At 66.7% G+C, this 23,163-nt stretch carries 17 protein-coding genes and 1 tRNA gene; 9 read left to right on the forward strand and 9 right to left on the reverse strand.

The window, feature by feature from the left end; genetic code table 11:
* Positions 1–7: 7 nt before the first annotated feature.
* Both fdhF and P0652_RS01025 read right to left on the reverse strand, forming a co-directional pair.
* A complete protein-coding gene (fdhF, locus tag P0652_RS01020) occupies positions 8–2,821 on the reverse strand; it encodes a formate dehydrogenase subunit alpha (RefSeq protein ID WP_284176890.1) in 2,814 nt (937 codons plus the stop codon).
* Positions 2,818–4,500 carry an NAD(P)H-dependent oxidoreductase subunit E gene (locus tag P0652_RS01025; protein WP_284176891.1) on the reverse strand — a complete coding sequence of 561 codons (1,683 nt, stop codon included), beginning with the start codon at positions 4,498–4,500 and terminating at the stop codon, positions 2,818–2,820. The genes fdhF and P0652_RS01025 overlap by 4 nt, the downstream gene beginning before the upstream one ends.
* Positions 4,501–4,618: 118 nt before the next feature.
* Here P0652_RS01025 and P0652_RS01030 point away from each other — a divergent pair, with 118 nt between their 5' ends.
* The 5 genes from P0652_RS01030 to folD all read left to right on the forward strand — a co-directional run bounded on the left by P0652_RS01030 (position 4,619) and on the right by folD (position 10,623).
* Positions 4,619–5,869 carry a sarcosine oxidase subunit beta family protein gene (locus tag P0652_RS01030; RefSeq protein WP_284176892.1) on the forward strand — a complete coding sequence of 417 codons (1,251 nt, stop codon included), beginning with the start codon at positions 4,619–4,621 and terminating at the stop codon, positions 5,867–5,869.
* Between the two features lie 10 nt (positions 5,870–5,879).
* Positions 5,880–6,197 (forward strand): sarcosine oxidase subunit delta, encoded by a 318-nt coding sequence (locus P0652_RS01035; protein WP_284176893.1) that lies wholly within the window; start codon positions 5,880–5,882, stop codon positions 6,195–6,197.
* Positions 6,194–9,121 carry a 2Fe-2S iron-sulfur cluster-binding protein gene (locus P0652_RS01040; protein ID WP_284176894.1) on the forward strand — a complete coding sequence of 976 codons (2,928 nt, stop codon included), beginning with the start codon at positions 6,194–6,196 and terminating at the stop codon, positions 9,119–9,121. The genes P0652_RS01035 and P0652_RS01040 overlap by 4 nt, the downstream gene beginning before the upstream one ends.
* Positions 9,114–9,659, forward strand: a complete 546-nt coding sequence (locus tag P0652_RS01045; RefSeq protein WP_284176895.1) for a sarcosine oxidase subunit gamma — start codon at positions 9,114–9,116, stop codon at positions 9,657–9,659. Before P0652_RS01040 ends, P0652_RS01045 begins: the two co-directional genes overlap by 8 nt.
* Positions 9,660–9,753: 94 nt before the next feature.
* Positions 9,754–10,623, forward strand: a complete 870-nt coding sequence (gene folD / locus P0652_RS01050) for a bifunctional methylenetetrahydrofolate dehydrogenase/methenyltetrahydrofolate cyclohydrolase FolD (protein WP_284176896.1) — start codon at positions 9,754–9,756, stop codon at positions 10,621–10,623.
* Here the strand turns inward: folD and P0652_RS01055 are convergent.
* The 3 genes from P0652_RS01055 to lysM form a co-directional block, all read right to left on the reverse strand.
* Positions 10,602–10,832: a DUF1289 domain-containing protein gene (locus P0652_RS01055; RefSeq protein ID WP_284176897.1), complete on the reverse strand. Its 231-nt coding sequence runs from the start codon at positions 10,830–10,832 to the stop codon at positions 10,602–10,604. The two genes, folD and P0652_RS01055, sit on opposite strands and share 22 nt — an antisense overlap.
* 151 nt (positions 10,833–10,983) lie before the next feature.
* Positions 10,984–11,059: transfer RNA gene (locus P0652_RS01060), tRNA-Lys, on the reverse strand.
* Positions 11,060–11,215: 156 nt separating this feature from the next.
* Positions 11,216–11,662, reverse strand: coding sequence for a peptidoglycan-binding protein LysM (gene lysM, locus P0652_RS01065; protein WP_284176898.1), 447 nt, complete (start codon positions 11,660–11,662; stop codon positions 11,216–11,218).
* A gap of 177 nt (positions 11,663–11,839) precedes the next feature.
* Between lysM and glmU the strand changes: the two genes are divergently transcribed.
* From glmU to P0652_RS01080, 3 genes are all read left to right on the forward strand, one after another.
* Positions 11,840–13,228 (forward strand): bifunctional UDP-N-acetylglucosamine diphosphorylase/glucosamine-1-phosphate N-acetyltransferase GlmU, encoded by a 1,389-nt coding sequence (gene glmU, locus P0652_RS01070; protein WP_284176899.1) that lies wholly within the window; start codon positions 11,840–11,842, stop codon positions 13,226–13,228.
* Between the two features lie 125 nt (positions 13,229–13,353).
* Positions 13,354–15,180: a glutamine--fructose-6-phosphate transaminase (isomerizing) gene (gene glmS, locus P0652_RS01075; RefSeq protein WP_284176900.1), complete on the forward strand. Its 1,827-nt coding sequence runs from the start codon at positions 13,354–13,356 to the stop codon at positions 15,178–15,180.
* Entirely contained in the window at positions 15,180–15,614 is a 435-nt protein-coding gene (locus P0652_RS01080; protein ID WP_284176901.1) for a VOC family protein, read from the forward strand. The genes glmS and P0652_RS01080 overlap by 1 nt, the downstream gene beginning before the upstream one ends.
* A 191-nt stretch (positions 15,615–15,805) precedes the next feature.
* On the opposite strand, the gene gltA is transcribed toward P0652_RS01080, so the two are convergent.
* Both gltA and gltX read right to left on the reverse strand, forming a co-directional pair.
* Positions 15,806–17,098: a citrate synthase gene (gene gltA, locus P0652_RS01085; RefSeq protein ID WP_284176902.1), complete on the reverse strand. Its 1,293-nt coding sequence runs from the start codon at positions 17,096–17,098 to the stop codon at positions 15,806–15,808.
* A gap of 197 nt (positions 17,099–17,295) precedes the next feature.
* Positions 17,296–18,726, reverse strand: a complete 1,431-nt coding sequence (gene gltX / locus P0652_RS01090) for a glutamate--tRNA ligase (protein WP_284176903.1) — start codon at positions 18,724–18,726, stop codon at positions 17,296–17,298.
* Positions 18,727–18,886: 160 nt separating this feature from the next.
* Between gltX and P0652_RS01095 the strand changes: the two genes are divergently transcribed.
* Complete coding sequence (locus tag P0652_RS01095) at positions 18,887–21,172, forward strand: ComEC/Rec2 family competence protein (RefSeq protein ID WP_284176904.1); 2,286 nt, start codon at positions 18,887–18,889, stop codon at positions 21,170–21,172.
* On the opposite strand, the gene lexA is transcribed toward P0652_RS01095, so the two are convergent.
* Positions 21,150–21,854 (reverse strand): transcriptional repressor LexA, encoded by a 705-nt coding sequence (gene lexA / locus P0652_RS01100; RefSeq protein ID WP_284176905.1) that lies wholly within the window; start codon positions 21,852–21,854, stop codon positions 21,150–21,152. The two genes, P0652_RS01095 and lexA, sit on opposite strands and share 23 nt — an antisense overlap.
* Before the next feature lie 87 nt (positions 21,855–21,941).
* Positions 21,942–23,162, reverse strand: coding sequence for a molybdopterin molybdotransferase MoeA (locus P0652_RS01105; protein ID WP_284176906.1), 1,221 nt, complete (start codon positions 23,160–23,162; stop codon positions 21,942–21,944).
* Between the last annotated feature and the right edge of the window lies 1 nt (position 23,163).

The raw sequence follows: 23,163 nt of genomic DNA on the forward strand, positions 1-23,163 counted from the left end.
GAGGGCCCTACACCGTCCGCACGCGCGCCGCCGCGAATTTGAATTCCGGAATCTTGCCGAAAGGGTCCAGAGCCGGGTTGGTCAGCCGGTTGGCCGCCGCCTCCTCGAAGGCAAAGGGCACGAAGACCATGCCCTCCGCGACATCGCGGTCGGCGCGCAGCCGGGCCCGGATGGTGCCCCGACGCGTCTCCACCTCGATCAGCCCGCCGGGTTCCAGCCCCAGCCGCTCGATTTCCGCCGGGTGAAGCGCCGCAAGCCCCTCCGGCTCGATCCGGTCGAGCACAACGGAGCGACGCGTCATCGCGCCGGTATGCCAATGCTCCAGCAGGCGCCCCGTCGTCAGGACCAGCGGGAACTCGGCATCGGGCACCTCGTCCGGTGGCTCCAGCCCGGCCGGGACGATGCGCCCCTTGCCGCCAGCCCGCGGAAAGCCGGTCCGGAACAGGATATCCTCGCCCGGCGCCTCTGGCGAAGGCGCGGGATAGGTGGCGGTGCCATCCCGTTCGATCCGGCTCCAGGGCAGGCCGGACAGCGAGGCCATATGCCGGCGCATTTCCTCGTAGATTCGCCCGATCTCCGCCCCGGTCTCCACCCCGTCCGGCTGCAGCCTCTGGCCGTAATTCCAGCCAAGGCCAAGCCGGTTGGCGAGGGAAACGAGCAGGTCGACATCCTGCCGTGCCTGGCCCGGCAAGGGCAGAACCGGCCGGCCGAGCTGCACCTGCCGGTTGGTGTTGGTATAGGTGCCCAGTTTCTCCGCATGGGCCGAGGCCGGCAGCACCACATCGGCATGCCAGGCCGTCTCGGTAAGGAAAATATCCTGCACGACGAGATGATCGAGCTTGGCCAGCGCTGCCCGGGCATGGTGCTGGTCCGGATCGGACATGGCCGGGTTCTCGCCCATGATGAACATGCTGCGGATCGTCCCCGCGAGAATGGCATCTATCACCTCGACGACGGTGAGCCCCTTCTTCGCATCGAGCGGCCGGCCCCATTCATCCTCGAAACCGGCCCGGATCGAGGCATCCTCGACCGAGCGGTAATCCGGGAAGACCATAGGAATCAGGCCGGCATCGGAAGCGCCCTGCACATTGTTCTGGCCGCGCAAGGGGTGGAGGCCCGTGCCCGGGCGGCCGACCTGCCCGGTGACAAGGGCCAGCGCGATCAGGCAGCGGGCATTGTCGGTGCCATGGACATGCTGGGAAATACCCATGCCCCAGAAGATGATCGAGGCGCGCGAGCGGGCATAGAGCCGCGCCACCTCGCGCACCCTTTCCGGGGTGATACCGGAAACCGGCGCCATGGCCTCGGGCGAGAATTCCGCCACACGGGCCTTCAGCGCCTCAAAGCCCTCGACGTTCCGGGAAATGTATGACCGATCATACAAACCTTCGGAAACAATGACATGGAGCATGGAATTGAGCAGGGCCACATCGGTGCCGGGCTTGAAGCGCAGGGCATGCGTCGCGTGGCGCATCAGGCCGGAGCCGCGCGGATCCATGACGACCAGCGTCTTCCCGGCCTTCGCCGCCTGCTTGAAATAGGTGGCCGCGACCGGGTGGTTCTCGGTCGGCCGCGCGCCGATCACGAGGATGCACTCGGAATCCGCCACTGCCGTGAACGGCGCCGACACCGCCCCGGAGCCCACGCCTTCCATCAGCGCCGCAACGGAGGAGGCATGGCAGAGCCGCGTGCAATGATCGACATTGTTGGTGCCGAAACCCTGACGCACCAGCTTCTGGAAGAGATAGGCTTCCTCGTTCGAGCATTTCGCGCTGCCGAAGCCGGCAAAGGCCTGCCCGCCATGGCGTTCCAGCACGGCGCGGAAGCCGCCGGCGGCCCGCTCGAGCGCTTCCTCCCAGCTGGCCGCGCGGAAATGCGTGAACGGATGGGCCGGATCGACCCGGTCCTCGCCGCGTTTCGGCGCGTCGCTCCGCCGGATCAGCGGCACGGTCAGGCGATGCGGATGGCGGACGTAATCCTGCCCGAACCGACCCTTCACGCAGAGCCTGTTCTCGTTGGCCGGCCCGTCGCGGCCATCCACGCGCACGATCCGGTCATCCTTCACGCCCACGCGGGTCAGGCAGCCGACCCCGCAATAGGGGCAGACCGTATCAACCTCGCGATCCGGCACGACAACTCCGCGCGTGGCGGTCGGGTCCATCAGTGATTTCTCATAAAGCGCGCCGGTCGGGCAGGCCTGCACGCATTCCCCGCAGCCGACGCAGGTGGAATCCCCCATCGGATCGGCAAGATCGAAGACCGGCCGCGCCGCGTGCCCGCGATAGCCCATGCCGATCACGTCATTGACCTGCACCTCACGGCAGGCCCGCTCGCAAAGGCCACAGGCGATGCAGGCGTCGAGATTGACGGCAATCGCCGCATGCGAGGCATCATGCAGGGTGAGGCCGGCTTCATGCGGGCTGCCATGGCCCTTCCGGCGCGGCAGGCGGCCCTTCCCGGGCTTCAGGGCCTCATGCCAGCGCCAGAACGCGGCATCCGGATCCGGCGCTGCCTCGCGCGGCGGCATATCGGCTGCCAGCAGCTCGAACACCATGCGCCGTGCCGCCTCGACGCGCGTGCCGCCGGTCTCGACCACCATCCCCGGTTGCGGCTGGCGGATGCAGGAAGCGGCCAGAACCCGCTCGCCCTCGATCGCGCAGAGACAGGCCCGGCAATTGCCATCCGGCCGGTAGCCCGGCTGGTCGAGATGGCAGAGATGCGGAATCGCGATGCCCTCGCGCTGCGCGACCTGCCAGATCGTCTCGCCCGGCCGGGCCTCGACCATCCGGCCATCGAGCTGGAAAAGCACGGGCGCGCTCATGACAGGGCCTCCGGGAAGAAGCGCAGCAGGGATCGGACCGGGTTCGGCGCCGCCTGGCCCAGCCCGCAGATCGAGCCATCGCGCATCACCTGGTCGAGATCGGCGATCAGCGCCCGGTCGGGCGAGGGCCGGTCGAGCAGGGCGGTCATCTTCTCCGTGCCGAGCCGGCAGGGCGTACATTGCCCGCAGCTTTCATGCGTGAAAAAAGCCAACAGGTTCCGCGCGATCGCCTTCGGATCATCCCGGTCGGAGAAAATGACCACCGCATGCGAGCCGACGAAGCATCCGACCTCGTCGAGCCGGCCGAAATCGAGTGGCAGGTCGCCGAGGCTGGCCGGAAGCATCCCGCCCGAAGCGCCGCCGGGCAGATAACCCCGGAAGACATGCCCTTCGGCCATGCCACCGCAGGCCTCGATCAGCTCCCGCGCCGTGCTGCCGGCGGGCATCAGCCGCATTCCGGGCTCGCGGACGCGCCCGGAAACCGAAAAGCGCCGCAGGCCCTTGGCGCCGCGCACACCCTGCCCGGCGAACCATTCTGCCCCGCGGGCGAGGATCTCCGGCACCCAGGCCAGCGTTTCGACATTGTGGTTGAGCGTCGGCCGGCCAAACAATCCGCGTTCGGCGATGAAGGGCGGGCGATGCCGGGGCAGGCCGCGCTTGCCTTCCAGGCTCTCGATCATCGCGCTTTCCTCGCCGCAGATATAGGCGCCCGCGCCCCGGCGCAGATGGATCGGCACGAGCCCGGGCAAACCGGACGCGGCGAGCGCGGCGATTTCCGCCGCGAGGATCGCGAGGACAGCCGGATATTCGTCACGCATATAAAGATAGATCGCCTCGGCCTCGACGGCCCAGGCCGCGATCAACGCCCCCTCGAGCAGGGCATGCGGCGTGGCTTCGAGCAGGAGCCGGTCCTTGAAGGTGCCGGGCTCGCCCTCGTCGCCATTGATCGTCATGAGCCGCGGGCCCGGCTGGCTGCGCACCACGGCCCATTTCCGTCCGGCAGGAAAACCCGCTCCGCCCAGCCCGCGCAAGCCGGCATCCGACAGCGTGGCGATGGCCTGATCGCGGCTGATCTGGCCGGAGAGGCCGGCTTCCAGCAGCGCATAGCGCCCGTTCGCCCGGGCTGCGGCGAAATCCTCATAGGCCGGCCGGAGCGGTTCCGGCATCGGCCCGGCCGCAAGGGCGGCGAGCGTTTCGGCATCGGCCCGCCCGACAAGGCGCCGCCCGACGAGCGCCGCCGGCGCCTCGGCACAGGCGCCGATGCAGGGCGCCGGCACAATCCGGACACGGGCAGGGTCGACCAGCCCGGCCAGCCGCGCCCGCAGCGCCTCGCCGCCGGCCATCATGCAGGACACGCTGTCACAGACGCGGATCGTCAGCGGGGCAGGGGCGGCCTCGCCCTCCTTCACGATATCGAAATGGTGGTAGAAGCTCGCCACCTCGAAAATCTCGGCCTCGGAGAGGCTCAGCCATTCCGCCAGCGCCTTGAGATGCCTCGCATGCAGCGCGCCGAACCGATCCTGCACGGCATGCAGCATCTCGATCAGCAGGTCGCGGCTTTTCGGCATCCCCGCCAGCAGGGCCTCGACCTCGGCGAGCGCCCCGTCATCCAGCGGGCGGCCCTTGGCCTGCAGGGCGCGGCCCTGTCTTGCGAACGCCTTCACCATCGAATCCGCCATTCCCTTGTTGCCCTCCGTTCTAAAGAAGCCTTGGCGGCGCGCAAGGCGAGCGGCGGCGGCGGACACGCTGGATTCTTCGGAACGGGCCAGCTAGGCATAGGCGCAGGAGACTCGGACCGTGAAGTTTTCGCTCTTTTCCCTTCTGCATCAGGGCCTGACCGGCAATCAGGGCTGGCAGCCGCAATGGCGCGACCCCGCGCCGAAACCTGCCTATGACGTGATCATCATCGGTGCGGGCGGCCATGGCCTCGCCACGGCCTATTACCTTGCGAAGGAGCACGGCATCCGCAATGTCGCGGTGCTGGAAAAGGGCTGGCTCGGCGGCGGCAATACCGGCCGCAACACCACGATCATCCGCTCGAACTACCTCTGGGAGGAGAGCGAGGCGCTCTACGAGCACAGCGTGAAGCTCTGGGAAACGCTCTCGCACGAATTGAACTACAACGTCATGTACTCGCCGCGCGGCGTGATGATGCTCGCCCATTCCGTGCATGATGTTCAGGTCACCAAGCGGCATATCCATGCCAACCGCCTTGCCGGCATCGACAATGAATGGCTGACGCCGGAACAGGCGCAGGAATTCTGCCCGATCCTCAACATCTCGCGGGATATCCGCTATCCGATCCTCGGTGCTGCCCTGCAACGGCGGGGCGGGGTGGCGCGCCATGATGCCGTCGCCTGGGGCTATGCCCGCGGCGCGGACAAACTGGGCGTCGACATCATCCAGAATTGCGAGGTCACCGCCATCCGGCGCGATGCGTCCGGCTGCGTCACCGGGGTGGAGACAACGCGCGGGCCGATCTCCGCCCGCAGGATCGGCGTGGTGGCGGCCGGGCATACCTCGGTTGTCATGGGCATGGCGGGCATCCGCATGCCGCTGGAAAGCTTCCCGCTTCAGGCGCTGGTTTCGGAGCCGGTCAAGCCGCTCATGCCCTGCGTCGTGATGTCGAACACGATCCACGCCTATATGTCGCAATCGGACAAGGGCGAACTGGTGATCGGCGCCGGCACCGACCAGTATACCTCCTATTCCCAGACCGGCGGGCTCCATATCAGCCAGCACACTTTGGATGCGATCTGCGAATTGTTCCCGATGACGCGGCGTTTGCGCATGCTGCGCAACTGGGGCGGGATCGTCGATGTCACACCCGATCGCTCGCCGATCATCGGCCGCACGCCGGTTCCCGGCCTGTTCGTCAATTGCGGCTGGGGGACGGGCGGGTTCAAGGCGACGCCGGGTTCCGGCCATGTCTTCGCCGCCACCATCGCCCGCGAGGAACCGCATCCGATTGCCGCGCCTTTCACGCTGGAACGCTTCACCACCGGCCGACTGATCGACGAGGCGGCGGCAGCGGCCGTCGCGCATTGAGGAGGGGCCCATGCTGCTGATCCGCTGCCCCTGGTGCGGGATGGACCGCCCCGAGATCGAGTTCCGTCATGCCGGTGCCGCGCATATCACCCGGCCGGGCCCGCCTGACCGCGTGAGCGACGAGGAATGGGCCGCCTTCCTCTATCTGCGTGACAATCCGAAAGGCCGCGTGGCCGAGCGCTGGCGCCATGTCCATGGCTGCGGCCGCTTTTTCAACGCCGTGCGCGATACGGTGACGGATGTCTTCGTCGTGACCTACAAGGCGGGCGAGCCGAGGCCGCCGGAAACCGGCCCCGGCGAGAGCCAGCCGACGGAGGCCCGGCCATGACGGCGTTCCGCAGCCCCGCAGGTGGCCGGATCGACCGGTCGAAACCGATCCGCTTTACCTTCGACGGCCGGCAGATGCATGGCCATGCCGGGGATACGCTGGCCTCGGCCCTGCTGGCCAACGGCGTCCATCTGGTCGGCCGCTCGTTCAAGTATCACCGCCCGCGCGGCATCCTCTCCGCCGGCCCGGAGGAGCCGAACGCGCTGGTCACGATCGATCGCGGCGGCGGGCGCGAGACGCCCAACCTGCGCGCCACGCAGGTCGAGCTTTATGAAGGCCTCGTCGCGCGGAGCCAGAACCGCCTTCCCGGCCTGCGCTTCGATATCGGCGGCATCAACAACGCCTTCTCGCGCTTTCTCGGCGCCGGCTTCTACTACAAGACCTTCATGGGCCCACAGGCGCTGGGCGGGGCGAAGCTCTGGGCGCGCCTGTTCGAACCGGCGATCCGCCGGGCGGCCGGGCTCGGGCGGGCGCCCGCCGGGCCGGACCCGGACCGCTATGCCAATCGCTTCGCCCATTGCGAGGTGCTGGTCATCGGCGGCGGCGAGGCCGGCCTCGCCGAAGCCCTGCGCCGGTCGGAGGATCCGGCCTGCCGGGTGATCCTCTGCGACGAGCAGGCCGAATTCGGCGGCTGGATGCTGGTCGAGGCGCCGGAACGCGCCGACGAAATGGTCAAGGCCCTGTCGGCCCGCCCGAACGTGACGATGCTCCGCCGCAGCCAGGCTTTCGGCGCCTATGCGCAGAATTTCGTGGCCATCGCCCAGCAGCTCACCGACCCATTGGCCACGACCGATGCAGAAGCCCCGTGCGAGCGGCTCTGGCAGGTCAGGGCGGGCGAGGTTGTGCTGGCCAGCGGGGCCATCGAGCGTCCGCTCGTCTTCCCGGATAATGACCGGCCGGGCATCCTGCTCGCCGGCGCGGCGGAAACCTATCTCCGCCGCTATGGCGTGCTGCCCGGGCGGAAGATCGTCATCCTCACCGCCTGCGACACGGCCTATGGCGCGGCCTTCGCGCTGCAGGATGCCGGGGCAGAGATCGTCGCCATCGCCGAGACGCGGGCCGCGCCCGGTGCGGGCGACATCGCGGCCCGCGCCTTGGCCCGCGGCATTCCCGTCCTGCCGGGCACAACCATCCTCGGCACGACCGGGCATCTCCGCGTTTCGAGCGTCCGACTCGGGCGGATCCGTCCCGACGGCGAGGCGGAGCCCTCCGGCGGGTTTACCGCCGATACGGTGCTGATGTCGGGCGGCTGGACGCCCTCGATTCATCTCTTCTCGCAGACAAAGGGCAAGCTGCGCTGGGAGGAGGGGCTCGGCGCCTATCTCCCCGCCCTGCCGGCGCCCGGCCAGGCGATCCGTGTCATCGGCGCGGCGGCGGGTGAGATGCCAGCCGGGATGCGCTCGCCGGCGCTCGGCGCCCTGCCGGTTGCCGGATCGCCCGACCGGGTGAAGGCCTTTGTCGACTTCCAGAACGATGTCACCGCCCGCGATCTCCGCCTCGCCACGCGGGAGGGGTTCCGCTCGATCGAACATGTGAAGCGCTACACCACCACCGGCATGGCCACCGACCAGGGCAAGACCTCGAATCTCAACAGCCTCGGCATCGTCGCCGCGGAAACCGGCCGTTCCGTGCCGGAAATCGGCCTGACCACCTTCCGCGCGCCCTATACGCCGGTCACCTTCGGCCTCTTCGCCGGTCAGGCGCGGGGCGACCTGTTCGATCCGGTCCGCCGAACGCCGATGCATGACTGGGCCGAAAGGAACGGCGCCGTCTTCGAGGATGTCGGAACCTGGAAGCGCGCGCATTATTTCCTGCCGCGCCGTCCGGTGGATGCCACGGCGTCCGGCCATGCCGCCATGCACGAGGCGGTGCAGGCCGAGTGCCGCAAGGTCCGCGAGGCTGTCGGCCTGTTTGACGCTTCGACCCTCGGCAAGATCGAATTTGTCGGCCCCGATGCAGCGGAATTCCTCGAACGCGCCTATGTGAACCCGGTCAAGGGGCTCGCGGTCGGGCGCTGCCGTTATGCCCTGCTGCTCAACGAGGCCGGCTTCATCATCGATGATGGCATCATCGCGCGGCTGGCGCAGGACAGGTTCCACGTCACCACGACAACAGGCGGTGCCGCGCGCGTCTTCGGCATGTTCGAGGATTATCTCCAGACCGAGTGGCCAGACCTCAAGGTCTGGCAGACCTCCGTCACCGAGCATTGGGCGGTGATCGCCGTGCAGGGCCCGCGTTCGCGTGAGATCATCGCCGATCTCGTCGAGGGGATCGAACTTTCCGATGCCGCCTTCCCGCATATGGCGGTCCGCGAAGGGCGCATCACCGGCACGCCCTGCCGGCTTTTCCGCGTGAGCTTTACCGGCGAGCTGGGCTACGAGATCAACATCCCCGCCGGGCTGGCCCTGCCGCTCTGGGAAAAGCTGGCTGAACGCGCGGCCGAATTCGGCGGCGGGCCCTATGGCACCGAGGCGATGCATGTCCTTCGCGCCGAGAAGGGCTATATCATCGTCGCGCAGGATACGGATGGCACGATGACGCCGGAGGATATGGGCCTCGGCTGGGCCATCGGGAAGAAAAAGCCCGATTTCATTGGCAAGCGCGGCCTGATGCGGCCCGACCTGACTGCCTCAGGCCGCAAGCAGCTGGTTGGGCTTGTGGCGGAAGACAGAAGCCGCGTGCTGGAGGAAGGCGCGCAGATCGTGCCGGACATACTGGCACCGGCAGGCAGCCATGCGATCGGGCATGTCACCTCGGCCTATTCCAGCGCAGCGCTCGGCCATGGCATCGCTCTGGCGGTGATCGAGGATGGCCGCAACCGGATCGGGCAGCTGCTCCATATCCCGATGGAGCGCGAAACGATCGCCGTCCGGGTCGTCGAACCCGTCTTCCTCGATCCCGAAGGAGCGCGCCTCCATGGTTGACGGCTTCGCTGATACATCCCGGTTCCGCCTCGTCGAGGCGCCACCTCTGGCGCGCTTTGTGTTGCGCGCCCCGGATACGGCCCTGAAAGCCGCCGGCAAGGCCTATGGGCTCGCCTTGCCCGAAGCCCTGAACCACGGCGCCAGCCATGGCGAGCGGGGCAAGCCCGGCGCCCGGGTGGCGCTGCATCTCGGCCCGGACGAATGGTGGCTCATCGTGCCCGAAGCCGAGGGACCGGACGTGGCAGCTGCGCTTGAAAGCGCGCTGGGTTCCCATCCGCATAGCCTTGTCAACGTTTCGCACCGGCAGGTCGGCTATGTGCTGGAGGGCGAGGGCGCAGCCGGCCTCCTCAATGCCGGCTGCCCGCTCGACCTGTCGGAAGCGGCCTTCCCGCCGGGCATGGCCACCCGCAGCCTGTTCCATCGGGTCGGCCTGATGATCTGGCGGATGGCGCCCGGCCTGTTCCGCCTCGAAATCGACCGCAGCCTCGCCCCGTATTTCGTGGCTGCCCTGGCGGAAGCGGCGAAGGACCACAGCTGATCGCGGAGCATCCGCGCGAACCGGGTTCCAACCGCGCGACTCGGGGCGTATAGAGGCGCCATCGCCGGGTAGCGGCCGGTTCGGAGGGCAGGGCATGGCAGCAGCATTGATCGATGGCAAGGCGATCGCGGCATCCCTGCGGCAGAGCCTTGCCGCCCGTGTCGCCGGCTGGACCGCGAAGGGCCACCGCGCACCCGGCCTTGCGGTCGTGCTGGTGGGCGAAGATCCCGCCAGCCAGGTCTATGTCGCCTCCAAGGCCCGCCAGACCGTCGAGATCGGCATGGTCTCCGTCGAGCACAAGCTCCCGGTGGAAACAAGCGAAGCGGCGCTGCTCGCGCTGATCGCGCAGCTGAACGCGGATCCGGCCATTGACGGCATCCTCGTCCAGCTTCCGCTACCGCCGCAAATCAACCCGGATCGGGTGATCGAGGCGATCGACCCGGCCAAGGATGTCGATGGCTTCCACCCGGTCAATGTCGGGCGGCTCAGCATCGGCAGCCGGGCTTTCATTCCCTGCACGCCGCGCGGCTCGCTCCATCTCATCCACAGCGTCCGGAAAGACCTTTCCGGCCTCAATGCCGTGGTGGTCGGGCGGTCGAATATTGTCGGCAAGCCGATGGCGGCCCTTCTCCTGGCGCAGAGCTGCACGGTGACCATCGCCCATTCGCGGACGCGCGATCTCGATTCGGTCTGCCGCTCGGCGGATATCCTCGTCGCCGCGGTCGGCCGTCCGAAAATGCTGGATGCGCGCTACGTCAAGCCGGGCGCGATCGTGATCGATGTCGGCATCAACCGCATCACCGATCCGGAAACCGGCAAATCCCGGCTTGTCGGCGATATGGATTTCGCCTCGGCGCGCGAGGTGGCCGGCGCGATCACGCCGGTTCCCGGCGGCGTCGGCCCGATGACCATCGCCTGCCTGCTCGAGAATACGCTGGATTCCTACGAAGTCCGGATCGGCTGATCCGGCGCTGCCGGATCGCCTGCCTGTGCCCCGGACAGCCGGGCGAGCCGGCGCGGCAATTCCGCCATCAGCGCCAGCCGCTGACCGGTGCTCATGAAGATCCAGTCGCCGATCTCGTCGCCTGTCCGGCCACAGCCGATGCACCAGCCGGTTGCAGCGTCGAGCTGGCAAATCCGGATGCAAGGGCTCGGGGGCGGTACGGGGGGCATATGGAGAACCAGCCTTGTTGGCGACGATCCGCCGATGCATCCATGGTGAGTTCGGTGGGATTCGAACCCGGGTTCTCTTGGTCTGCCATTCCGGGCAAAGCCCGACCATGCCAGCCGGATAAAGTCGTGGGTTCTTCCGCCGACGCATCCATGGTGAGCTCGGTGGGATTCGAACCCACGACCCCATGATTAAAAGTCACGTGCTCTACCGACTGAGCTACGAGCTCTCACCTTGGATGGAGCGCGCCTGATAGAGGCTCCCGCTCCCGGGGTCAATGCGTCAGAGTGCGGGCGGGCGATTTTCCGGTGTGAGCCGGCTGAAGCTGCCCCGCAAATGCAAAGGGCCGGGTTGAACCCGGCCCCGTGCGGAAGCCATGAATCCCTCAGGCCAGCGGCGGAATACGCAGGATCTGGCCCGGATAGATCTTGTCCGGATGCGTCAGCATCGGCTTGTTGGCATCGAAGATCATGTCGTATTTCGCGCCCTTGCCCTTGCCGTAATGTGTCTCGGCGATCTTCCAGAGCGTGTCGCCCTTCTTGACCTCGTACATCACGGCTGCAGGGACTTCCTCGCTGACGATCAGCTTCGATTCAACCTCAGAGACGCCGAGCGTATTGCCCAGCGCGAGAATGATCTTCTCGGCCTCTTCCGTGTTCGTCGTCGAGCCGCCAACGGTCACCTTGTTGCCGGAAACCTGGATATCCAGCCCGTTGACATTGAGGCCATGCTTGGAGACCTCCTTGGCCAGGGTATCGGCCGGAGCGGCCTGGGCCTCGCTGGCGCCGAAGACCTTCTCGCCTACCGACTTGATGAATTTGAACAGTCCCATCTTCTACTCCCCTAGGCTTGTCCTGTATCGACAAGCCCTAACCTAGCCGCAACCCGGAGCCGGAAACAAGGACTACATACACTTGTGCAAGCGGTTGCCGGTGCATCGTCGGAGGACGGCGATTGATGCGTCTGTAAGGATTTTGGTCTAGATCGCAGGCAAATGAGGGATTCTTCCATGACATCTGCCGCCTCCCATCTTGCGATCATTCTCGCCGCCGGCGAGGGCACGAGGATGAAATCGGCGCAGCCCAAAGTGCTGCACGAAGTCGCCGGCCTCAGTCTTGTCGGCCATGCGATCCGCAGCGCGCAGGCCGCCGGGATGAGCCATCTGGCGGTAGTGATCGGGCCGGACCGGCCGGATGTCGCCCGCGAGGTCGCCCTGCTCGCGCCCGATGCCACGGTTCTGGAACAACGCGAACGGCGGGGCACGGCGCATGCCGTCCTGCAGGCCGAAGCACTGATCACGAAGGGCCATGCCGCCGTGCTTGTGCAGTTCGGCGATACGCCGCTCATCCGCGCGGAAACCCTCCGCGCGCTGGCGGAAGCGGTCACGACCGGCGGAAACGCGCTGGCTGTCCTTGGCTTCGAGGCAAAGGACCCGACCGGCTATGGCCGCCTCCTGATGGGGCCGGATGGCATCGAAGCGATCCGCGAACACAAGGATGCGAGCGAGGAGCAGCGCCGCATCACGCTCTGCAATGGCGGTCTGATGGCGTTGCGCGGCGATATCGCCCTCTCGCTGCTCAAGGCTGTGAAGGCCGAGAATGCCCAGAACGAATACTACCTGCCGGATTGCGTCGGCCTGGCGCGGGCGGCGGGAGAGCGCGTAGCCCTGGTCGAGGTGGCCGAGGAGGAGGCGCTGGGGGTGAATGACCGCGTCCAGCTGGCCGCCTGCGAGCGCGTCATCCAGCACCGCCTGCGCGAACAACATCTCCGCAACGGCGTGACCATGATCGCGCCCGAAACCGTATTCCTGTCGCTCGATACCGAACTCGGCCGCGATGTCCTTGTCGAGCCGAATGTGGTGTTCGGCCCCGGCGTGGCGGTGGGCGAGGGGGCGGTGATCCATGCTTTCAGCCATCTCGAAGGGGCCAGTGTCGGTGCGAAGGCAACCATCGGCCCCTATGCACGGCTGCGCCCTGGCACCCGCATCGGCGCGAAGGCAAAGATCGGCAATTTCGTCGAGATCAAGAATGCCGAACTCGGCGAAGGCGCCAAGGCCAGCCATCTGACCTATCTCGGCGACGCCAGAATCGGCGCCGAGACGAATATCGGTGCCGGCACCATCACCTGCAATTACGACGGCTTCCTCAAATTCGAGACCGTGATCGGCGCCAACGCGTTCATCGGGTCGAATTCGGCCCTCGTGGCCCCGGTGACGATCGGTGACGGCGCTTTCGTCGGCTCCGGCTCGGTGATCACGGAGAACGTTCCCGCCAATGCGCTGGCACTGGCGCGCGGCCACCAGGCGGTGAAGGCGGGCTGGGCCGATGCCTTCCGTGCCCGGCCGGAAAATATCGAGAAGGCCCGCAAGGACGCCGCGAAAAAGGACGGCGGCGCCTGAAGCCGCCCGGCCACGGCATGCGGCTTGCGTGGGAGCCGGTCACAAACGGTTTCGCAAGTTGATTTGTGCCAAATAGGCCCGGCTGGCATCCATCCGGCGACAGGAATCGGAACAGGAAGAACGAAATGTGTGGCATTGTCGGAATTCTGGGACAGGAACCGGTGGCCTTCCAGCTGGTCGATGCCTTGAAGCGGCTCGAATATCGCGGCTATGATTCGGCCGGGATCGCCACGATCGAAGGCGGGCAGATCGTCCGCACCCGCGCCGAGGGCAAGCTCCGCAATCTCGAAGCGAAGCTGCGCGAGACGCCGCAGCAGGGCCTTGTCGGCATCGGCCATACCCGCTGGGCCACCCATGGCCGCCCGACCGAGAACAACGCCCATCCGCATGCGACCGGCCACCTTGCCGTTGTCCATAACGGCATCATCGAGAATTTCCGCGAGTTGCGCGAGGAGCTGATCGCTTCCGGTGCGGAATTCGTCACGCAAACCGATACCGAAGTCGTGGCCCATCTCGTCACCCGCTTCATGAAGCAGGGCCAGTCCCCGCGCGAGGCGGTGGCCGCGGCGCTGCCGATGCTCCACGGCGCCTTCGCGCTCGGCTTCCTGTTTACCGGCGAGGACAACCTGCTGATCGGCGCCCGCCGGGGCGCTCCGCTCGCTATCGGCTATGGCCAGGGCGAGATGTATCTCGGCTCGGATGCACTGGCGCTTGCCCCCTTCACCGATACGCTGTCCTATCTCGATGAGGGCGACTGGGCAGTCCTGACGCGTGAAGGCGCGCAGGTCTACGACGAGAGCAACCGCCCGGTGAAGCGGAAGATCCAGAAGAGCCAGGCCGGCGCCTTCCTCGTCGACAAGGGCAACCATCGCCATTTCATGCTCAAGGAAATCTACGAGCAGCCGGAAGTGGTGGGCCGCACGCTCGCGCATTATGTCGACATGAGCGCCGCCAGCGTGAAGCTTCCCTTCGATCTGCCCTTCGACTGGGCGAAGATTGGCCGGCTCTCGATTTCGGCCTGCGGCACGGCCTATCTCGCCGGCCATATCGCGAAATACTGGTTCGAGCGCATCGCGCGCCTGCCGGTCGAACTCGATATCGCTTCGGAATTCCGCTACCGCGATGCCCCGATGACGCCGGGTGACGTGATGATCGTCATTTCGCAATCCGGCGAGACGGCCGACACGCTGGCCACGCTCCGTTATGCCAAGGGCTGCGGCAACAAGATCCTTTCGATCGTCAATGTCCCGACCTCGACCATTGCCCGCGAGAGCGATGTCGTCGCGCCCACTTTGGCCGGGCCGGAAATCGGCGTCGCCTCGACAAAGGCTTTCACCTGCCAGCTCACCGTGCTGGCCAGCCTCGCCATCGCGGCGGGCCGCGCACGCGGCGCCATCGATGCGAAGCGCGAGGCGGAACTCGTCAACCAGCTCATCGCTCTGCCGGGCCTGATCGCCGAGGCCCTGCGCCACGAAGAGCCGATCGAGCATCTCGCCCGCGATCTCGCCAAGGCGACGGATGTCCTCTATCTCGGCCGCGGCACCTCCTTCCCGCTGGCCCTGGAAGGCGCGCTGAAGCTCAAGGAAATCAGCTATATCCATGCCGAGGGCTATGCGGCCGGCGAACTGAAGCACGGCCCGATCGCGCTGATCGACGAAATCCTGCCGGTCATCGTCATCGCGCCGCAGGACCATTGGTTCGAGAAAACCGTCTCGAACATCCAGGAGGTTGCGGCGCGCGGCGGCGAGATCGTGCTGATCGGCCCGAAGGGCGTCGGCGCGGCGGCCGCCATCCGCACCATGGCCGAGATCGAGATGGCCCCGATGGCACCGGATTTCGCGGCCATCGCCTATGCGGTGCCGGTGCAGCTGATCGCCTACCATACCGCCGTGGTCATGGGGAAAGATGTCGACCAGCCGCGGAATCTGGCGAAAAGCGTAACGGTGGAGTGATGGATGACACGGCGCTTGCGACAGCCTCGGGCCCTCAAATCGGCCGGACTCTGACGCCTTTCGGGGTCAACCTGCTGGTTCGCGATGGCAAGCGCACGGCGACCTTCCTGACCGAAGTCCTTGGCTTCACGCAGATCCGGCTGGGCGATGGCTATGGCCTGTTCCGGCTGGGCGCAATCCTGATCCAGATCCACGAAGATGCCGCCTATGCCGGCCATCCCCTGCCTTCCTTGCTTCCCGAGGCGGGGGCGCGAGGAGGTGGTGTCGAACTGCGCCTTTTCGAATGCGATCCGGATGACGCCGAAGAGCGGGCTCGCGCGCGCGGTGACATGGTGTTGAGGGAAACACTCGACCGGCCGCATGGTTTGCGGGAATGCTTCATTCTCGATCCGGACGGCTATTGCTGGGTGCCATCGAGGCGGCTGCCCGCATGAAAAAGGCGCCTCGCGGCGCCTTTTTCATGTTTAGCATCACTGCATTCGCAACGTCGGATTCCGGATGCTGACCCTGCCGAAGCCCGAATGGGCGCCCGAGCTTATGCGAGGGAACCCGCGCGGCAACGCCGCGCGAGAAAAACCACCCCTGCAACCCGCGCGGCAGCGCCGCGCAAGAAATAAACCAACCCTTACCGCCGCTGTGCCATCGGGGTGTAGTCGCGGGCCGGTTCGCCGATATAGAGCTGGCGCGGGCGGCCGATACGCTGGCTCGGATCCTCGATCATTTCCTTCCACTGCGCGATCCAGCCGACGGTGCGGGCCAGCGCGAACAGCACGGTGAACATGTCGGTCGGGAAGCCCATCGCCTTCAGCGTGATGCCCGAATAGAAGTCGATGTTCGGATAGAGCTTCTTCTCGATGAAATAGCTGTCCGACAGCGCGATGCGCTCGAGTTCCACCGCCACGTCGAGCAGCGGATCGTCCTTGATCCCGAGTTCGTTCAGCACCTCATGGCAGGTCTTCTGCATGATCTTGGCGCGCGGATCGTAGTTCTTGTAGACGCGGTGGCCGAAGCCCATCAGGCGGAACGGGTCGTTCTTGTCCTTCGCCTTGGCGATGTATTTCGGGATATTGTCGACCGAACCGATTTCCTGCAGCATCTGCAAGGCGGCCTCGTTCGCGCCGCCATGGGCGGGGCCCCAGAGGCAGGCAATGCCGGCTGCGACGCACGCGAAGGGGTTGGCACCCGACGAGCCGGCGAGGCGGACCGTCGAGGTTGAGGCATTCTGCTCATGATCGGCATGGAGGATGAAGATCCGGTCCAGCGCGCGGCTCAGCACCGGGTTGACCTTGTATTCCTCGCACGGCACCGCGAAGCACATCCGCAGGAAGTTCGAGGTGTAGTCGAGATCGTTCTTCGGATAGACGAAGGGTTGACCGATCGAGTATTTGAACGCCATCGAGGCCAAGGTCGGCATCTTGGCGATCATGCGCATCGAGGCGACCATGCGCTGGTAGGGGTCGGAGATGTCGGTCGAGTCGTGATAGAACGCCGAGAGCGCGCCGACCGAGGCCACCATCACCGCCATCGGGTGGGCATCGCGACGGAAGCCCTGGAAAAACCGCATCATCTGTTCATGCACCATCGTGTGGCGCGTGACGCGGTAATCGAAATCCGACTTCTGGGTCGGTGTCGGCAGCTCCCCGTACAGCAGCAGGTAGCAGGTCTCGAGGAAATCGCCATGCTCGGCGAGCTGTTCGATCGGGTAGCCGCGATAGAGCAGCACGCCCTCGTCACCGTCGATATAGGTGATTTTCGATTCGCAGGAGGCAGTCGAGGTGAAGCCCGGATCATAGGTGAACATGCCGGTCTGGCCGTAGAGCTTGCCGATATCGACAACGGCCGGCCCGATCGACCCTTCTTTCACCGGAAGATCGACGACCTGATCGCCTACTTTCAGCGTTGTCATATGCGCGGTCATGGCAAACTCCTCTAGCGCTTGGGTGCGCCTGGCCCCCCCGCCAGCAGCACCGCCGCGGCTCCGCGTGTTGCAGTGCCGCATGGTCGAGCGTTTCCGTAGCTTAACATCCGTTCAGGTTCAAGTTGGGCTTCCGGCCAATATGACCGGCTGCCGAGCAAGAACCGGGTCAGGAAATCCGGAAAAAACCGCCGGTTTTCCTAGGCTTGGTCGCGGATCCGGGCGAGGCTTTCCTCCCGGCCGATCACGGCGAAAACGTCAAAAATTCCCGGCGATGTTGAACGTCCGGTCAAGGCTGCACGCAAGGGTTGAGCCAGCATGCCCAACTTCTGCCCGGTCGCTTCCGATTCCGCGCGAACCGCCGCTTCCAGCGTCGCCGCATCCCATTGCGTCACGGCCTCGAGCCGGGGCAGGAGGGCTTTCAGCACCGCGCGCCCACCTTTTTCGAGAATCTCGCGGGCCTTGTCGTCGAGCGGCAGCGGCCGGGCGGCATAGAGGAACTTCGCCCCGTCGATCAGCTCGACCAGCGTTTTCGCACGTTCCTTCAGGCCCGGCATGGCCTCGAGCCATTTGGCACGCAGCCCGCCATCAAGCCGCGCCGCGATGTCCGCGCCGCTATCGATATGCGGGAGCACCTGCTCGATCGCTGCCATCAGCTCGGCATCCGGCGTATGGCGCATGTAATGGCCATTGATGTTTTCCAGCTTGGCGAAATCGAAGCGCGCCGGCGAGCGGCCGACATTCTTCAGGTCGAAGGCCGCGATCATCTCCTCTGTCGAGAAGATTTCCTGATCGCCGAAGCTCCAGCCCAGCCGGACGAGATAGTTGCGGAGCGCTGCAGGCAGGTAGCCAAGGGCCCGATAGGCATCGACACCCAGCGCGCCGTGGCGTTTGGAAAGCTTCGCGCCATCCGCCCCGTGAATCAGCGGGATATGCGCCATGGCCGGCACTTTCCAGCCATTGGCCTCGTAGATCTGCGTCTGGCGTGCGGCATTGGTCAGGTGGTCGTCGCCGCGGATCACATGCGTGACGGCCATGTCATGATCATCCACGACCACGGCGAGCATGTAGGTCGGCGTGCCATCGGAACGCAGCAAGACGAGATCGTCGAGATTTTCGTTCGCCCAGGTGACGCGGCCCTGCACAAGATCCTCGACCACGGTTTCGCCGGTCTGCGGCGCTTTCAGCCGGATCACCGGCTTGAGGCCCTGCGCGGCGGCTTCCTGGCGGTCAGACTCGCTGCGGTCACGCCAGCGGCCATCATAGCGCATCGGCTTGCCCTGCGCCTTGGCTTCCTCGCGCATCGCCTCGAGCTCTTCCGGCGTCGCATAACAATGATAGGCCTTGCCCTTCGCCAGCATGTCCTCGGCCACCTCGCGATGGCGGGCGGCGCGGGCGAACTGGTAGACGACATCGCCATCCCAGGTCAGGCCCAGCCAGTGAAGGCCGTCAAGAATGGCGTCGATCGCTTCCTTCGTGGAGCGGGCGCGGTCGGTATCCTCGATCCGGAGCAGCATCTTGCCCCCGAGCTTCTTCGCCAGCAGCCAGTTGAACAGGGCCGTGCGACCGCCGCCGATATGGAGAAAACCGGTCGGCGAGGGGGCGAAGCGGGTGACGATCGGATCGGGCATGCGGGGAACCATCAAACGGGAGGCAGGCACCATTGCGGTGGCCGGAACGGGGCTCTAGCATGGGGGCAAGCTGGACGGAAAGCCCTATGCCGCCGCCAAACCAAAAGAAGCCGCCCAACGGCTCGCTGCACAGCGTCGGAACACCTCCGGAGCGGGGCCGATGACGCCCCGTGTCACCGCGCGGCCGGCTGTGCTGCCGGCCGGCCCGGCTCCGCTGGCGCTGCCGACATGGTCGCGCCTCCCGGCCATCCTCTCGCATTGCCTCGCGCAGGAGGCCAGCCGGCGAACCGGCTTTCTCTGGTTTCCCGTCGCCTATGGCGTGGGCATCCTTGCCTATTTCAGCCTGCCGGCCGAGCCTTCGCCCTGGGCCGCGCCGATCCTTGCTACCCTGCTCACCGTGCTGGCGGGCCTTGCCGGGGGCGGGCGGCGCTGGTTCACCCTGCTGGCGCTCATGGCCAGCCTCGGCATGATGGCAGGCAGCCTCCGCACGGCCCTCGTGGCCGCGCCGGTCGCCAGCCGGGCGCTCATTGCAGACGTGCAGGGCCATATCGAGACCATCGAGTTCACGCCGCAGCGCAGCCGCATCCTGCTGCGCGTCCACAAGGTGGAAGGCCTCGCACCGGCGGAGACACCCTATCGTGTGAAGATCGGCCTGCCGGGCCAGCTCGCCTTGCCAACCGGCTCTGCCGTAACGCTCCGGGCCAGCCTTGCCCCGCCGGCCGGTGCGGCGCTGCCGGGCGGGTTCGATTTCCGCCGCGAGGCCTTTTTTCGCGGCATCGGGGCCATCGGCTTTGCCATCGGGCCGGTGCGCCCCTGGGCCGAGGCGCCGCCACCCCCGGCCATGCTGGCCCGGCTCGCCCAGCTCGACGAGGCCCGCAACCTGCTCACAAGGCGGATCGCGGGGATCATCGAGGGACCAGCCGGGGCTGTTACCGCCGCCCTCGTTACCGGCAAGCGTGGGCTTATCCCCGACGAAGCAAATGACGCACTGCGCCTCTCCGGCCTCTACCATATCGTTTCGATTTCCGGCCTCCATATGGTGCTCGCCGCCGGCGTGCTGTTCTGGTCCATCCGGGCGGGGCTCGCCCTTTCGACACGGCTCGCCCTGCGCTGGCCGATCCGCAAGATGGCGGCCCTCGGCGCCATGCTGGGCGCGACGGCCTACTGCCTCTTTGCCGGCTCGGAAGTCGCGACCATCCGCTCGCTCGTGATGACGCTGGTCATGCTGGGCGCGATCCTGCTCGACCGGCCAGCCCTCGCGATGCGCAATCTCGCCCTCTCGGCCCTGCTGGTGCTGACCTTCCAGCCCGAGGCCCTGCTCGGGCCGTCTTTCCAGATGTCCTATGCCGCCGTAGCCGCGCTGATTGCCGCGCAGGGGCTGTGGCGGCCCGGCCGGCCCGAAACGGAAGGCGAGAACCGCCTCTTCGCCGGCTGGCCTCGCCGGATCCTCGCTGCCTTCGCCGGCATCGTCATCACCACGATCGTGGCCAGCCTGGCGACAGCGCCGTTCGCCGCCTACCATTTCTATCGGGTGAACCCATTCGGCCTGATCGGCAATGCCCTCGGCATTCCGCTCGTTTCGCTTGTTGTCATGCCAGCCGCAGTGGCCGGGAGCCTGCTCTATCCGTTCGGCCTCGACGAACCGGTCTGGCGGCTGATGGGCCACGGCATCCGGGGCGTCATGGCCGTGGCAGAGTGGGTTTCCGGATTCGACAAGGCCAGCCTGCCCGCACCCTTGATCCGCCATTCGCAGTTCGGCGCGCTGGTCCTTGCCATGGCGCTGCTGATCCTGCCGGTCAGCCGCCTGCGGGCGTTGGCGATCGGGCCCTTCGCGCTTTGGCTGGCTTCCCTCGCCATGCCCGCCCGGCCCGACCTGATCGTGCATGAGAATGGCCGGATCCTGCTGGCACGCGGGGAGGGCGGCGCTTACCGCGTTCTCGCCTTCGGTCCGTCGCCGGATTTCGTGCTCGGCCAATGGCTGCCGGCTTTGGGCGATCCACGCCTGCCCAAGGCGCCCGACCTGAAAAACGGCGTCCGGTGTGACAGGCTCGGCTGCACCCTGCGCCTTGCCGATGGCCGCTGGCTGGCTTTCCCGCAACGACCGGAAGCCCTTCGCGAGGATTGCGCCCGTGCCGATATCCTTGTCACGCCGCTCGAGAACCGGATCTGCCCGCCGGACCGCGTGCCCGTCGATGGCCGGACGCTCCGCCAGCAGGGCACGCTCTGGCTCTGGGCCAAGGCCAATGGCAGCTGGCGGATCGAAGGCACGCGCGCCGCACACCATCACCGGCCATGGCAGCGTCTGCCGGCGGAAAACGAAAACCGGCCGAAAACCGGAGCCGATAACGGGAAGGCCGGACCGGCGCCGGACCTTGATCGAGACGAGGGCCGGAACACCGAAATGCCGCCGTTCCGGCCTGAATTCAGTAGCGGCGAACCAGGCTGACGAGCTTGCCCTGCACGCGCACCCGGTCCGGCCCGAAGATCCGCGTCTCGTAATTCGGATTGGCCGCCTCGAGCGCGATCGAGGCGCCCTTGCGGCGCAGGCGCTTCAGGGTGGCCTCCTCGTCATCGATCAGAGCCACCACGATATCGCCGGTATCGGCCGTATCCTGCTTGCGGATGATCACGAGATCACCGTCGAAAATGCCGGCTTCGATCATCGAATCCCCGCGGACTTCGAGCCCGTAATGCTCACCATGGCTGAGGAAGTCCGGCGAGACATCGACCGTATGGCTGCGGCTCTGGATGGCGGAGATCGGCGTGCCTGCAGCAATCCGGCCCATGACGGGAATGGCGACGGCGCGGCTGGGCTCCACAGGCTCCGGCGCGGCGGCGGACGGGCGCACCTTGCCGAGATGGCCCTCGATCACGCTGGGTGAAAAGCGCTGGCGCCCCGGCCTCGGCACATAGGCATCGGGAAGGCGGATGACCTCGAGCGCGCGCGCCCGGTTGGGCAGCCGCCGGATGAAGCCACGTTCCTCCAGCGCAAGGATCAGCCGGTGGATCCCCGATTTCGAGCGCAGGTCGAGCGCTTCCTTCATCTCGTCGAAGGAGGGCGGAACCCCGTTCTCCGTCAGCCGTTCATGGATGAACCGCAACAGCTCGATCTGTTTCTTGGTGAGCATCGCACCTAACTCCCCGGGAATCACCCAAAACAAAGACAGAACATTGATACCATGTTCAGCCGTTGTTCCGCAACTGTTCGTCGGGCATCAGCCGAGCCGGAGCACGCGCGCCGGGTCTCCGGGCTGGCCTGCGGGGGCATGCGGCCGCCGGATCAGGAGGCCATCGGCGCGGGCCAGCACCGAAAGGAAGGAGGAATCCTGCCCGCCGGCTGGCCGGGCGATCCAGATCCCGCGCGCATCGCGCTCCAGCATGACGCGCACATAATCCTGCCGCTCGTCATTGGCCGGGAAATCCCCGCCGAGAACCGCCGCCTCGCTGAGATCCTGCCCGGCATGATGATCGCCCTGCATGGCGGCGATCAGTGGCAACAGGAAGAGGCGCGTACAGACCAGGGCCGAAACCGGGTTGCCCGGCAGGCCAAGCAGCAGCATGGGCCCGAGCCGGCCGAAATTCAGCGGTTTTCCCGGCCGCATCGCAATCCTGTAGAAGGCGAGTTCGGCCCCGCGCGCCGCCGCGACCGGCCGGACAAGATCATGTTTGCCGACCGAGGCGCCGCCGATGGTGACAAGGCAATCCACCGCTTCCGCCAGGGCGCGGTCGATGGAGGCATTCAGCGCCTCCGGTGTGTCGGCGGCGATGCCGAGATCGACGATCTCCACCTCCATCGGACGCATCATCGCCATGGCTGCAAAGGCATTGGTCGCCACGATCTGGTGCGGCTCGCGCGGGGCGCCGGGCAAGACAAGCTCGTCGCCTGTCGCCAGAACGCCGATCCGGGGCCGGGCAAAAACGGGAATTCCTGCGTGGTTCATCGCTCCGGCCAGCGCGATATGGCCGGGCGTGAGGCGGGTGCCGGCAGAGAGCAGTCGCTGTCCCTCATGGAAGTCGCACCCCGCCGGGCGGATGTGCCGTCCCGCCTGCGCAGCCACGGCGAGCGTGACATGCTCGCCCTCGGCCGTGGCATTTTCCTGCATCACGACGCAATCCGCGCCGGCAGGCAGGATCGCGCCCGTATAGATCCGGATGGCTTCTCCCCGGCCGACAGTGCCGGCAAAAGGGTGTCCCGCCGCACTCTCGCCGATGATCCGGAGAACCGAACCCGGCACGGCGCCATCGACCGAGCGAAGTGCAAACCCGTCCATCGCTGACATGGCCATCGGCGGTTGCGTACGAAGCGCGGCGAGATCGGCGGCAAGCACCCGGCCGCTCGCCTGCTGGACAGGCACCATCTCCTGCCGGCGGGGATGGGCAACGCCGGCCTCGACCAGCAGGGCCAGCGCATCCTCTACCGGCAGCAGCCCGGCCATC

This window comes from Rhabdaerophilum sp. SD176 (assembly GCF_030143245.1).
Lineage (GTDB): Bacteria > Pseudomonadota > Alphaproteobacteria > Rhizobiales > Beijerinckiaceae > Rhabdaerophilum.

What these genes read in the sequence shown, in the direction of transcription:
- fdhF (WP_284176890.1), bottom strand. Translation starts at nt 2,821, where the DNA reads ATGAGCGCGCCCGTGCTTTTCCAGCTCGATGGCCGGATGGTCGAGGCC.
- P0652_RS01025 (WP_284176891.1), bottom strand. Translation starts at nt 4,500, where the DNA reads ATGGCGGATTCGATGGTGAAGGCGTTCGCAAGACAGGGCCGCGCCCTG.
- P0652_RS01035 (WP_284176893.1), top strand. Translation starts at nt 5,880, where the DNA reads ATGCTGCTGATCCGCTGCCCCTGGTGCGGGATGGACCGCCCCGAGATC.
- P0652_RS01040 (WP_284176894.1), top strand. Translation starts at nt 6,194, where the DNA reads ATGACGGCGTTCCGCAGCCCCGCAGGTGGCCGGATCGACCGGTCGAAA.
- P0652_RS01045 (WP_284176895.1), top strand. Translation starts at nt 9,114, where the DNA reads ATGGTTGACGGCTTCGCTGATACATCCCGGTTCCGCCTCGTCGAGGCG.
- folD (WP_284176896.1), top strand. Translation starts at nt 9,754, where the DNA reads ATGGCAGCAGCATTGATCGATGGCAAGGCGATCGCGGCATCCCTGCGG.
- P0652_RS01055 (WP_284176897.1), bottom strand. Translation starts at nt 10,832, where the DNA reads ATGCCCCCCGTACCGCCCCCGAGCCCTTGCATCCGGATTTGCCAGCTC.
- lysM (WP_284176898.1), bottom strand. Translation starts at nt 11,662, where the DNA reads ATGGGACTGTTCAAATTCATCAAGTCGGTAGGCGAGAAGGTCTTCGGC.
- glmU (WP_284176899.1), top strand. Translation starts at nt 11,840, where the DNA reads ATGACATCTGCCGCCTCCCATCTTGCGATCATTCTCGCCGCCGGCGAG.
- glmS (WP_284176900.1), top strand. Translation starts at nt 13,354, where the DNA reads ATGTGTGGCATTGTCGGAATTCTGGGACAGGAACCGGTGGCCTTCCAG.
- P0652_RS01080 (WP_284176901.1), top strand. Translation starts at nt 15,180, where the DNA reads ATGGATGACACGGCGCTTGCGACAGCCTCGGGCCCTCAAATCGGCCGG.
- gltA (WP_284176902.1), bottom strand. Translation starts at nt 17,098, where the DNA reads ATGACCGCGCATATGACAACGCTGAAAGTAGGCGATCAGGTCGTCGAT.
- gltX (WP_284176903.1), bottom strand. Translation starts at nt 18,726, where the DNA reads ATGCCCGATCCGATCGTCACCCGCTTCGCCCCCTCGCCGACCGGTTTT.
- P0652_RS01095 (WP_284176904.1), top strand. Translation starts at nt 18,887, where the DNA reads ATGACGCCCCGTGTCACCGCGCGGCCGGCTGTGCTGCCGGCCGGCCCG.
- lexA (WP_284176905.1), bottom strand. Translation starts at nt 21,854, where the DNA reads ATGCTCACCAAGAAACAGATCGAGCTGTTGCGGTTCATCCATGAACGG.
- P0652_RS01105 (WP_284176906.1), bottom strand. Translation starts at nt 23,162, where the DNA reads ATGGCCGGGCTGCTGCCGGTAGAGGATGCGCTGGCCCTGCTGGTCGAG.